Here is a 12141-nt window from a genome sequence, read left to right as displayed (position 1 = left end):
CTAGAGCCAAGCACTTCCACGGAGGAATGCACGGTGAAGCAAAAAGGCGTAACACTGATTCAAACCATGTCGGCTTTGGCGGTAGCGGCATTGCTGACACAGCTCGGCATGCCGGCCTACGCCAAGTTAAGTGATGACCTACACCGAGCGGCCGCCGCCCGTGACCTGGCGCAGGCCCTGCGCAGTGCGCGCAGTCACGCCATGCTGCAAAGCCAGCCGGTGCGTGTGCAGCCACTGCATAATGATTGGGGCAAGGGCTGGCAGGTGGTGCTGGAGCGCAACCAGCAGGTGCTGCGCGAGCACAGCCTGACCCGGCCGTTGAAAATCGCCAACTCGGCGGGTACGCAGATGAGGTTCAGTGCATTGGGCGTACCGCTGGGGCGCGGCAGCAGTTTCGGCGGCGGCACACTGACCGTGTGCAACAGCCCCTATCAGGTGGTGCTGGCGCCCACCGGACGGATCAGCCTGCGCAGCGGTGAACCGGAGGGGTCCACCTGCGCAGGCCTGTGATCAGATCAGCGAGCGAACCCGCAGTTCTTTAGGCATGGAGAAGGTGATGTTCTCCGGACGCCCGTCGAGCTCTTCGGCGCTGGTAGCGCCCCACGCCTTGAGCTGGTCGATCACACCGCGCACCAACACCTCGGGGGCCGAGGCGCCAGCGGTGATACCCACCTGAGCGGCCTGCTCGAACCAGCCACGCTGCAAGTCTTCGGCCCCGTCGATCAGGTAGGCCGGTGTGCCCATGCGCTCGGCCAGCTCCCGCAGGCGGTTGGAGTTGGAGCTGTTCGGGCTCCCCACTACCAGCAGCACATCGCATTCATCGGCCAGTTGCTTGACCGCGTCCTGGCGGTTTTGCGTGGCGTAGCAGATATCGTCCTTGCGCGGGCCGCCAATGTTCGGGAAGCGTGCGCGCAGGGCGTCGATGACCCGGCTGGTGTCATCCATCGACAAGGTGGTCTGGGTGACGAAGGCCAGGTGGTCCGGGTCGTTGACCTGGAGCTTGGCGACATCTTCTTCGTCTTCGACGAGGTAGATGGCGCCACCGTTGCTGGCGTCGTACTGGCCCATGGTGCCTTCGACTTCCGGGTGGCCTTCGTGGCCGATGAGAATGCACTCTCGGCCGTCGCGGCTGTACTTGGCCACTTCGATGTGCACCTTGGTCACCAGCGGACAGGTTGCATCGAACACCTTCAGGCCACGCCCGGCCGCTTCCTGGCGCACGGCCTGGGAAACGCCATGGGCACTGAAGATGACGATGACATCGTCCGGCACCTGATCCAGTTCTTCGACGAAGATGGCGCCGCGGTTGCGCAGGTCTTCGACCACGAACTTGTTGTGCACCACTTCGTGACGCACGTAGATGGGCGGGCCGAAGACTTCCAGCGCCCGGTTGACGATTTCGATCGCCCGGTCCACGCCCGCGCAGAAGCCGCGCGGGTTGGCGAGTTTGATTTGCATGCTCGGCTCCGGGCCTACAGGGCCTTGACCTCGAGGATATCCACCTCGAAGGTCAGGGTCTTGCCAGCCAGTGGGTGATTGAAATCGATGGTCACCTGGTGCTCATCGAATGCCTTGACCACACCCGGCAGCTCGGTGTTGGCCGCATCGTTGAAGATGATCAGCAGCCCGTCGGACAGCTCCATGCCTTCGAACTGGGAGCGTGGCATCACTTGCACGTTCTGCGGGTTGGGCTGACCAAAGGCGTTCTCTGGGGCCACCACCACGGTGCGCTTGTCACCGGCCTTGAAGCCGAACAAGGTGCTTTCGAAGCCCGGCAGCAGGTTGCCGTCGCCGACCTTGAAGGTCGCCGGGGCTTTGTCGAAGGTGCTGTCGACAGTGTCGCCATTTTCCAGGTGCAGCGCGAAGTGCAGGGTGACTTCGGTGTTCTGGCCGATACGGGTGTCAGTCATGGACCGGTTCCTCGGACTTCTTGCTCTTGAACATGTCCAGCGCCAACATCACCGCGCCAACGGTGATAGCGCTGTCGGCCAGGTTGAAGGCCGGGAAGTAGTGACGGTTCTGCCAGTGCACCAGGATGAAGTCGACCACGTGGCCCAGCACGATACGGTCGTACAGGTTGCCGATGGCGCCGCCCAGGACCAGCGCCAGCGCTACCGCAAGCCAGGTCTCGTTACGCCCCAGGCGCTTGAGCCAGACCACCAGCACGGCACTGACCACCACGGCGATCAGGGCGAACAGCCAGCGCTGCCAGCCGGAGCTGTCGGCGAGGAAGCTGAACGCGGCGCCGGTGTTGTAGGCCAGGGTCCAGCTGAAGTAGTCGGGAATCACCACGATTTGCTGGTACATGCTCAGGGCGTTGTTGAAATACAGCTTGGTGGCCTGGTCGAGGACCAGGACCAGCAAGCTCAGCCACAGCCATGGCAGGCGCCCGAAGCGCCCTGCTGCAGGGTTAGGCATAGTGGCGCACCTCGCCATTACCGCTCAGGTTGTCGACGCAGCGGCTGCAGATTTCCGGGTGCTCGGGGTGGCTGCCGACGTCGGCACGGAAGTGCCAGCAACGGCCGCACTTGGCGTGACCGGACTTGACCACCTGCAGTTTCAGCCCTTCGACTTCGGTGGCCACGGCCTCGGCCGGGGCCTGGGCCAGCGGCACGACGCTGGCAGCCGAAGTGATCAGCACGAAGCGCAGCTCGTCGCCAAGCTTGGCCAGGTCGGCGCTCAGGCCCTCTTCGGCGAACAGGGTAACCTCAGCTTGCAGGTTGCCGCCAATGACTTTGGCGGTCCGCTGGTTTTCCAGCTCTTTGTTGACTGCAGCCTTGACCGCCATCACGCGATCCCAGTAAGCGCGGTCGAGCTCGGTGCCTTCCGGCAGCTCGCCCAAGCCTGCATACCAGCCGTTGAGCATCACCGACTCGTTGCGCTCGCCCGGCAGGTACTGCCAGATCTCGTCGGCGGTGAAGGCCAGGATCGGCGCGATCCAGCGCACCAGGGCCTCGCTGATGTGGTACAGCGCGGTCTGGCAGGAACGACGGGCGACACTGTTGGCGCCGGTGGTGTACTGGCGGTCCTTGATGATGTCGAGGTAGAAGCCGCCCAGCTCCTGCACGCAGAAGTTGTGCACCTTGGAGTAGACGTTCCAGAAGCGGTACTCGCCGTAGTGCTCTTCCAGCTCGCGCTGCAGCAACAGGGTGCGGTCTACCGCCCAACGGTCGAGGGCAATCATCTCTTCGGGCTGGAGCAGATCACGCGCCGGGTCGAAGCCGGACAGGTTGGAAAGCAGGAAGCGTGCGGTGTTGCGGATACGCCGGTAGGCGTCGGCGCTGCGCTGCAGGATCTGCTCGGAAACCGCCATCTCGCCGGAATAGTCGGTGGCCGCGACCCACAGGCGCAGGATGTCGGCGCCCAGGGTGTTGTTGACCTTCTCGGGCTCGATGGTATTGCCCAGCGACTTGGACATCTTGCGGCCGTTCTCGTCCACGGTGAAGCCGTGGGTCAGCAGCTCGCGGTACGGCGCATGGCCATCGATGGCGCAGCCGGTCAGCAGCGACGAATGGAACCAGCCGCGGTGCTGGTCGGAGCCTTCCAGGTAAAGATCGGCGCGCGGGCCGGTGGCGTGACCGATGTCGTGGGAGCCACGCAGTACGTGCCAGTGCGTGGTGCCGGAATCGAACCACACGTCCAGGGTGTCGGCGATCTTGTCATACTGGCCGGCTTCATCGCCCAGCAGTTCGGCAGCGTCGAGCTTGAACCAGGCCTCGATGCCCTCCTGCTCGACACGCTGGGCCACCGCTTCCATCAGCTCGACGGTACGCGGGTGCAGTTCGCCGGTCTGCTTGTGCAGGAAGAACGGGATCGGCACGCCCCAGTTACGCTGACGCGAGATGCACCAGTCCGGGCGGTTGGCGATCATCGAGTGCAGGCGCGCCTGGCCCCAGGCCGGGACGAACTTGGTGTCTTCGATGGCTTTGAGTGCGCGCTCGCGCAGCGGCTCGCCAGTGCTTGGCTGCTTGTCCATGCCGACGAACCACTGCGCGGTGGCGCGGTAGATCAGCGGGGTCTTGTGGCGCCAGCAGTGCATGTAGCTGTGGCTGATGGTTTCGCTGTGCATCAGCGCACCGACTTCGCCAAGCTTCTCGACGATCGCCGGGTTGGCCTTCCAGATGAACTGGCCACCGAAGAACGGCAGCGACTCGACATACACGCCGTTGCTCTGCACCGGGGTGAGGATGTCGTCGTTGACCATGCCGTAGCGCTTGCAGGTGACGAAGTCGTCTTCACCGTAGGCAGGTGCGGAGTGAACCACGCCGGTACCGGCGCCCAATTCGACGTAGTCGGCCAGGTACACCGGCGACAGGCGATCGTAGAACGGGTGACGGAAATTGACCAACTCCAGCGCCGCGCCTTGGGTGGTGGCCACGACCGAGCCTTCGAGGTTGTAGCGCTTGAGGCACGACTCGACCAGCTCCTGCGCCAGCACCAGCAGACGCTCGCCGGTGTCGACCAGGGCATAGGTGAATTCCGGGTGGATGTTCAACGCCTGGTTGGCCGGGATGGTCCACGGGGTGGTGGTCCAGATCACGATGGCAGCGGGCTTGGTCAGTGCCGGCAAGCCGAACGCCGCAGCCAGCTTGGCCTCGTCGGCGACCGGGAAGGCAACGTCGATGGTCTGCGACTTCTTGTCGGCGTATTCGACTTCAGCTTCAGCCAGGGCCGAGCCGCAATCGAAGCACCAGTTCACCGGCTTGAGGCCCTTGAACACGAAGCCCTGCTTGACCATTTCGGCCAGGGCACGGATTTCACCGGCCTCGTTGGCGAAGTTCATGGTCTTGTACGGGTTGTCCCAATCGCCCAGCACACCCAGGCGGATGAACTCGGTCTTCTGCCCTTCGATCTGCTCGGCAGCGTACTCGCGGCACAGCTCGCGGGTACGGTCGGCGGTCAGGTGCTTGCCGTGGGTGACTTCGACCTTGTGCTCGATCGGCAGGCCATGGCAGTCCCAGCCCGGTACGTACGGCGCGTCGAAGCCGGACAGGGTCTTGGAACGGACGATCATGTCCTTGAGGATCTTGTTCAGCGCATGACCGATGTGAATCTTGCCGTTGGCGTAGGGCGGGCCGTCGTGCAGGACGAACTTCGGACGATCCTTGCCAATCTCGCGCAGCTTCTGGTACAGGCCAATGCTGTCCCAGCGCTGCAGAATCTGCGGTTCGCGCTGAGGCAGGCCGGCCTTCATGGGGAAGGCGGTGTCCGGAAGGTTTAGCGTGGCTTTGTAGTCGGTCATTTCAGGCTCTTGGTTAGCGGTTGAGCGTGCCAATGTGCACGTGCGGCGGCGATATCCGCATCGATCGCCGACTTCAGCGCCTCCAGGGAGGCGAATCGCTGCTCTTCGCGCAGCTTGTGGTGGAATTCCACCGTCAGGCGCCGGCCATACAGATCGCCGGCATAATCCAGTAGATGAATCTCAAGGTGTGGGCGGCCGTCGCCGGCCACCGTGGGGCGCACCCCGATATTGCCGACACCCGGCCAGGCCTTGCCGTCGATCTCGATGCTGGCCAGGTAGACCCCGGACAACGGCACGCGGCGGCGCTTGAGCTGGATGTTGGCCGTCGGCGTGCCGAGCTGGCGGGCCAGCTTCTGCCCGTGCAGGACTCGGCCGGTGATGCGGTACGGGCGGCCGAGCAAGTGTTCGGCCAGCTCGAAGTTGCCTTCGGCCAGGGCCTTGCGCACCTCGGTGCTGCTGACCCGCAGGCCATCCTGGATCACCGTGTTGGCGGCTTCGACGCTGAAACCGTACTGCTTGCCGGCAGCCACCAGGAAGGCAAAGTCGCCGGCCCGATCACAGCCGAAGCGGAAGTCGTCGCCCACTTCGAGGTGGCGCACGTCCAGGCCGTCGACCAGGATCGCCTTGACGAATTCATCGGCGCTGAGCTGGCTCAGGCGCTGGTTGAATGCCAGGCACAGGACGCGGTCGATCCCCTCGCCGGCCAGCAGCTCGACCTTGTCGCGCAGACGCGCCAGGCGCGCCGGGGCGGTGTCAGGGGCGAAATACTCGCGCGGTTGCGGCTCGAAGATCACCACGCAGGTCGGCAGGCCCAAGGCCTGGCCGCGCTCGCGCAGGCGCGCCAGGATCGCCTGGTGGCCACGGTGAACCCCGTCGAAGTTGCCAATGGTGGCGACACAGCCCCGGTGCTCGGGGCGCAGGTTGTGAAGACCTCGAACCAGCTGCATAACGCGCTTCTTGCTCATAAAGTGGCCGATTATAACCACACCCGGGCGTCGGTGACAGGCAGCAGCGCCGAGGGGTGGCGTGGAATGTGAAAAACCGACGCCTGACGTGCAGTGCAGCTCAATGCAGGGCCTTGCGCATGAAATGCCGAGGACGGATGCCGCACAGGTACAGCGCGCCGAAGTAGGTCACCACGCCTGCTGCGATCAACGCCGCCAGGCGCAGCAGACGCTCGAGCATGTTGCCTTCGGCCCAGGCCGGCAGGTAGTGCATGCCCAACAGCAGCACGGTGGTCATCAGCGCCACCGACAGCACCAGCTTGCCAAGGAACATCGCCCAGCCTGGCTGCGGCTGGAATAACTGCTGGCTGCGCAGCTTCCAGAACAGCAGCCCCGCATTCAGGCAGGCGCCCAGGCTGATGGCCAGGGCCAGGCCGGCGTGCTGCAACGGGCCGATCAGCGCCAGGTTGAACAGCTGCGTGCACACCAAGGTGAAGATCGCGATCTTCACCGGCGTCCGAATATTCTGCTGCGCATAAAACCCAGGTGCCAGCACCTTGACCAGAATGATCGCCAGCAAGCCGACCGAATAGGCGATCAGCGCGCGCTGGGTCATCGCCGCGTCGGTGGCGCTGAACTTGCCATACTGGAACAGCGCTACGGTCAATGGCTCGGCCAGTACCGCCAAGGCCAGGGTACACGGAAGCACCAACAGGAAACACAGGCGCAGGCCCCAGTCCATGATGCGGGAGTACTCATCACGGTCCTTGTTGGCATAGGTCTTGGCCAGGGTCGGCAGCAAGATGGTTCCCAGGGCCACGCCGAGCACGCCGGACGGCAGCTCCATCAGGCGGTCGGCGTAGTACATCCAGGACACCGAGCCGGCGACCAGGAACGAGGCGAAGATGGTGTTGATGATCAGCGAGATCTGGCTCACCGAGACGCCGAGAATGGCCGGCAGCATCTGCTTGAGCACGCGCCAGACCCCGGCATCGCGCAGGTTGAGGCGTGGCAGCACGAGCATGCCGATTTTCTTCAGGGCCGGCAGCTGATAGAGCAACTGCGCCAGGCCACCTGCCAGCACGCCCCAGGCCAGCGCCATGATCGGCGGGTTGAAATAAGGCGTGAGCAGCACGGCGAAGAGGATCATTGCCACGTTGAGCAAGGTCGGAGTGAATGCCGGCACTGAAAAGCGGTTCCAGGTGTTGAGGATCGCACCGGCCAGCGACGACAGCGAGATCAGCAATATATAAGGAAACGTCACGCGCAGCAGGTCGGTGGTCAGGGCGTATTTCTCGGCGCTGGCGACGAAGCCCGGCGCAGTGGCCCATACCACCCAGGGGGCGGCCAGTATGCCCAGGGCCGTGACCACGGCCAGCACCAGGGTCAGCAAGCCGCTGACGTAGGCGATGAAGGTGCGTGTGGCCTCCTCGCCCTGCTGGGTCTTGTATTCGGCCAGGATCGGTACGAAAGCCTGGGAGAACGCCCCCTCGGCGAAGATCCGGCGCAGCAGGTTGGGCAGCTTGAAGGCAATGAAGAAGGCGTCTGTGGCAACGCCGGCACCGAAGATACGGGCCAGGATGGTGTCGCGCACGAAGCCCAACACCCGTGAAATCATGGTGATGGAGCTGACTGCAGCGAGGGATTTGAGCAGATTCATCGAAAAGATTCACGCCAAGGACAGAGGACGCTGCCAGACAGCGTTCGAATGTGCGATACTCCCGCGCCTTCGCAGGGGAGCCAAAAATTCCCGAGTTTACAGATCGCACGGCAGAAAGGAATATTTCCCGCCTGTTGCTGCACCACTCGGCGGAACCCTGCAGGTGGCCTTGACATCCGGTCTACGCATCGGCATGATTCGCGGCCTATTTTGTTTGCTATTTACCTAAAGTCTTTCGAGGAGCTCGACGGTGGCCAACACACCTTCCGCCAAGAAACGTGCAAAACAGGCTGAGAAGCGTCGCAGCCACAACGCCAGCCTGCGTTCCATGGTCCGCACCTACATCAAGAATGTAGTTAAAGCCATTGACGCAAAAGACGCCGAAAAAGCGCAAGCCGCTTACGTTCTGGCTGTGCCTGTAATCGACCGTATGGCCGACAAAGGCATCATCCACAAGAACAAGGCTGCTCGCCACAAAGGCCGTCTGAATGGCCACATCAAGGCACTGAAAGAAGCTGCAGCTGCCTAAGCGACGTTCTTGTCGAAAAAACCGACCTCAGGGTCGGTTTTTTTATGCCTGTAATCCCGCTTGAGGGCCGGGCGCTGCTGCCGGTATCCGGGCCGCACGCAGGCGGCCCGGGCTTGCATCACTTGCCAAGCTGGATCTTCGGCGCCCACTGCAACCAGGCTTCGTCTGCTTCCTCGAACAGCGGGAAGGTCTGCTGCGGCCGTGCCGGGTTACCCATCTGCTCGCCTTCTGGGGTGGCGAAGGCCACGCCGCCGTCGATCAGCGTTTCCACTGACTCGGTGCGCACCTTGGCCCCCTTGAACAGGCCCCAGTCGAAGCCGAAGCCGCTGCTGTTCCAGAATCGGCTGCCGCTGCGCACCAATGCGGCATAGCGCGGCTCGATGAGGATGTGGATCAGTACCCGATCCGCGCTCTGGCCCAGTTCGAAGCCGGTCACCTTGCCCACCTGCACCTCACGGTAGGTGACCGGCACACCCGGCTTGAGCGACCCACGCCGCGGCGCACTCAAGGTCAACGGCAGACCGATCTCTGCGCCTTTGACCTCGGGCGCCTCGGCCAGCGCAATGAAGTCGCGCTGCGGGCCGCGGTCCTTGATGGCCGGCTGCACTTCGATGTACTGCCCGCCAATCAAGGTATCGAGGTTTTCGGTACGCACCAGGCCCAGGGCCGGCTTGACTACCCAGAACTGCGAACCGGCGCGGGCGATGCGCTCGGCCGACTCGGTGATCCGCGCGCGCAGCAGCACCGCTTGCAGGTCCTTGGTCAGGTCGACACTTTCAACGCTGCCCACGTCCAGGCCACGGAAACGAATCGGCGTGCCGGGCTTGAGTCCGTCGGCACGCTCGACGCGCAGGGTGATCAGCGTGCCTGTACGGTTGACCGCCTCCTCGCTTTCAAACAGGCGGAAGCGAGGGATGCGTCGCTTGAGCGCCACGTTCGGCTGAGGCGTGTCGAAGGCGATACCGCCAGCCATGAGGGTCTGCAACGACTCGCTCTTGATCTTGATGCCCGACAGGCCGCCGGTCAGGGTGATACCGCTGACGTTCCAGAAGCGCGAGGAGCCATTGACCAGGTTTTCGTATTCTTTCTCGATGTGCACGCCGATCAGAATGCGGCTGCTGTTAGGCGCGAACTGGTAGCTCTGCACACTGCCGACTTTGACCTGGCGGTACATCACTGGGCTGCCGACCTCCAGCGAGCCGAGGGTATCGGCGAACAGCACCATGTGCAGCCCAGGGGCCTTCAAGTCCAGCGGTGGCGCCTTGGGCCGCGCCTCGAATTCGCGCTGCGGCTTGGCGCCCTTCTCGCCGGGGCGGATGGCGATGTAGTTACCCTTGACCAGCGCTTCGAGGCCGGTGATGCCCGCCAGGGAGATGGACGGCTTTACCACCCAGAATTGCGCACCTTCCACCAGGTAGTCTTCGGTCAGCGGGTCGAGGGTCAACTCGGCGGTCGCGCTGGACAGGTTTTCTTCCATCTTCAGGGTCTTCAACGAGCCGACCTGAATGCCTTTGTACATGACCGGCGTACGGCCCGCCTGCAGCCCGTCATAGTCGCTGAGCTTCACCTTGACGCGAATACCGGCCTGGGCCGCGTCGAAGTCCTCATACAAGCGAAACGGCAAGCTGGGATCGGTAGGCGGGCTGTCCTGGCGGTGCTCAGGGGTGGCGAAGGCGATACCCCCGGCGACGATGCTGGAAAGCGATTCGCTCCGCACCTTAACCCCGGACAGGGAGGCGTCGATGCTGATGCCGCTGGCGTTCCAGAAACGCGTGTGTTTGCGCACCAGGTTGGCGTAGGCCGGCTCGATGAACACCTTGACCTCGACGGTGCCATGGTCGTCCGAGAGGCGATAGCTTTTTACCCGGCCCACTTTGATCTGCTTGTAGAACACCGGGCTGTCGCGGTTGAGCGAGCCCAGCCGATCGGCCTTGAGTGTCAGGTGCAGGCCTGGTTCGCTGTCTGACAGCGGCGGGGCTTCTTTCAGGGCGGTGAAGCGCTTGGTTGGCTCGCCGTCGCCTGGGCTGACCGCGATGTAGTTACCCGATACCAGGGTTTCCAGGCCTGAAATCCCGGCCAGGCTGACGCTCGGCTTTACCAGCCAGAACCGCGTGCCCTTGTTCAGGTGCAACTCTGCAGCCTTGTTCATTTCGATGGTGGCGATGACCCCTTGGTTTTCGCCTTTGGCATCGAGCACCAGGTCTTTGACCTTACCCACCGGCATGCCTTTGTAGATCACTTCGGTCTTGTTGGCGACGATGCCTTCACCGCTGGCGAAGCGCACCTCGATTTCGACGCCGGCAGTGCTGTAGGCCTGCCAGGCCAGCCAGCCGCCAATCATCAACGCGATCAGTGGCAAGATCCAGATGGCCGACCAATTCGAAGCTGGACGGGTTTTGGCCGTAGGCATGTCACTCATGGTCGTCATCCGACTCCGTGTTGTCCCAGATCAGTCGGGGATCGAAGGTTAAAGCGGCAAGCATCGTGAGGATCACCACAGTTGCGAAGGCTACAGCGCCCAGATTGGCTTCGACACTGGCGATACGGCCGAAATTCACCACTGCCACCAGAATGGCAATAACGAAAATATCCAGCATCGACCAGCGCCCGATGAATTCGATGAAGCGGTACATCAATATGCGTTGACGTGCCGACAGTGGCTGGCGGCGCTGCACCGAATACAGCAGCAGGCCGATACCGATCAACTTGAAGGTGGGCACCAGGATGCTGGCAGTGAACACCACGGCGGCAATTGGCACCATGCCGTGCTTGAGCAGGGTGATGACGCCGGACATGATGGTGTCGGGGCTGCCCTGGCCGAACGTGCTTACGGTCATGATCGGCAACAGGTTGGCCGGGATGTACAGGATCGACGCGGCGATCAGCAGCGCCCAGGTGCGCACGATACTGTTGGGTCGCCGTGCGTGCAGGATGGCGCCGCAGCGCGAGCAGTTCTGCGTAGCGCCCTGCTCGTCCTGGCGGTTCAACTCATGGCACTCATTGCAGACCAGGATGCCTGCATCAATCGCCCGCATGAAGATCTTCTCCTGACAAAGCGCTCCAGATCTGGTGCGGTGACATCACCACTTCCAGCCATACCTGCACCAGTAACAGACTGATGAAGCAGAACAAGCCCAGGCCTACCGTCAGCTCGGCGAGGTCCACCAGCTTGACGATGGCGACCAGCACGCCCATGAAGTAGACCTCGAGCATGCCCCAGTCTTTGAGGTGATGATAAATACGGTAGAACAACAGCCCTTGGCTGCGTCCCACGTTCAGGCGGATGCTCAGCAACACCGCCAGTTGGCAGAGCAGTTTGGTCAGCGGTATGGCCATGCTGCAGAGAAATACCACTATCGCGACTCCGCGCATCTCGGAGTTGTACAGGCCTAGCACGCCACTCCAGACGGTATCGTCCGAGGTCTGGCCAAGCAGGTGCAGGCGCATGATCGGCATGAAGTTCGCTGGAATGAACAGCAGCAAGGCGGTCAACACCAGGGCCAGGCTGCGATTGACCACGTTGTACCGGTGCGCGTACAGCTCATAGCCGCAACGGCTGCACAGGGCTTTCTCGCCGTGCTGCAGGATCGTCTTGCGCATCAGCAGGTCGCACTCGTGACAGGCGACCAGCTCATCCAAGGGCAGCTGCTCTAAAGGTTTGATTTCGAGGGGCTCTGGCATCTGAGAGTTCTGGATAGGTCCGTCGGTCTATTCTAGTGGTCCCCGCCCGAATGTGGGAGACGACCAACGACTGCCATGATGCCAG

At 62.9% G+C, this 12141-nt stretch carries 11 protein-coding genes; 2 read left to right on the top strand and 9 right to left on the bottom strand.

Annotated elements, in window-relative coordinates; translation table 11 throughout:
• The first annotated feature begins 33 nt into the window (after window positions 1-33).
• Window positions 34-510, top strand: a complete 477-nt coding sequence (locus tag ACLEJW_RS00055; protein ID WP_145191481.1) for a GspH/FimT family pseudopilin — start codon at window positions 34-36, stop codon at window positions 508-510.
• On the opposite strand, the gene ispH is transcribed toward ACLEJW_RS00055, so the two are convergent.
• The 6 genes from ispH to murJ form a co-directional block, all read right to left on the bottom strand.
• Complete coding sequence (gene ispH / locus ACLEJW_RS00050) at window positions 511-1458, bottom strand: 4-hydroxy-3-methylbut-2-enyl diphosphate reductase (protein ID WP_145191478.1); 948 nt, start codon at window positions 1456-1458, stop codon at window positions 511-513.
• Window positions 1459-1472: 14 nt separating this feature from the next.
• Window positions 1473-1910, bottom strand: coding sequence for an FKBP-type peptidyl-prolyl cis-trans isomerase (fkpB, locus tag ACLEJW_RS00045; protein WP_313458230.1), 438 nt, complete (start codon window positions 1908-1910; stop codon window positions 1473-1475).
• On the bottom strand, window positions 1903-2418 hold the full coding sequence (lspA, locus tag ACLEJW_RS00040) for a signal peptidase II (RefSeq protein WP_145191472.1): 516 nt from the start codon (window positions 2416-2418) through the stop codon (window positions 1903-1905). Before lspA ends, fkpB begins: the two co-directional genes overlap by 8 nt.
• Entirely contained in the window at window positions 2411-5242 is a 2832-nt protein-coding gene (ileS, locus tag ACLEJW_RS00035; RefSeq protein WP_440776801.1) for an isoleucine--tRNA ligase, read from the bottom strand. Before ileS ends, lspA begins: the two co-directional genes overlap by 8 nt.
• A complete protein-coding gene (gene ribF / locus ACLEJW_RS00030; RefSeq protein ID WP_145191466.1) occupies window positions 5239-6189 on the bottom strand; it encodes a bifunctional riboflavin kinase/FAD synthetase in 951 nt (316 codons plus the stop codon). Before ribF ends, ileS begins: the two co-directional genes overlap by 4 nt.
• Before the next feature lie 118 nt (window positions 6190-6307).
• Window positions 6308-7846 (bottom strand): murein biosynthesis integral membrane protein MurJ, encoded by a 1539-nt coding sequence (gene murJ / locus ACLEJW_RS00025; protein WP_440776800.1) that lies wholly within the window; start codon window positions 7844-7846, stop codon window positions 6308-6310.
• Between the two features lie 250 nt (window positions 7847-8096).
• Here murJ and rpsT point away from each other — a divergent pair, with 250 nt between their 5' ends.
• Complete coding sequence (gene rpsT / locus ACLEJW_RS00020; protein ID WP_003247625.1) at window positions 8097-8375, top strand: 30S ribosomal protein S20; 279 nt, start codon at window positions 8097-8099, stop codon at window positions 8373-8375.
• A 118-nt stretch (window positions 8376-8493) separates the two neighbouring features.
• On the opposite strand, the gene ACLEJW_RS00015 is transcribed toward rpsT, so the two are convergent.
• From ACLEJW_RS00015 to ACLEJW_RS00005, 3 genes are read right to left on the bottom strand one after another with little or no spacing between them, the layout of a single operon-like run.
• Complete coding sequence (locus ACLEJW_RS00015) at window positions 8494-10794, bottom strand: PqiB family protein (protein ID WP_313302376.1); 2301 nt, start codon at window positions 10792-10794, stop codon at window positions 8494-8496.
• Window positions 10787-11410 (bottom strand): paraquat-inducible protein A, encoded by a 624-nt coding sequence (locus tag ACLEJW_RS00010; protein WP_145191457.1) that lies wholly within the window; start codon window positions 11408-11410, stop codon window positions 10787-10789. Before ACLEJW_RS00010 ends, ACLEJW_RS00015 begins: the two co-directional genes overlap by 8 nt.
• Window positions 11397-12056 carry a paraquat-inducible protein A gene (locus ACLEJW_RS00005; protein WP_313646648.1) on the bottom strand — a complete coding sequence of 220 codons (660 nt, stop codon included), beginning with the start codon at window positions 12054-12056 and terminating at the stop codon, window positions 11397-11399. The genes ACLEJW_RS00010 and ACLEJW_RS00005 overlap by 14 nt, the downstream gene beginning before the upstream one ends.
• Window positions 12057-12141: the final 85 nt, after the last annotated feature.

Source organism: Pseudomonas sp. SMSB3 (assembly GCF_052041965.1).
In the GTDB taxonomy this organism is placed as follows: Bacteria; Pseudomonadota; Gammaproteobacteria; order Pseudomonadales; family Pseudomonadaceae; genus Aquipseudomonas.
Note: the sequence above shows the minus strand (reverse complement) of the source record. Positions and strands in the feature narration are given on the sequence as shown.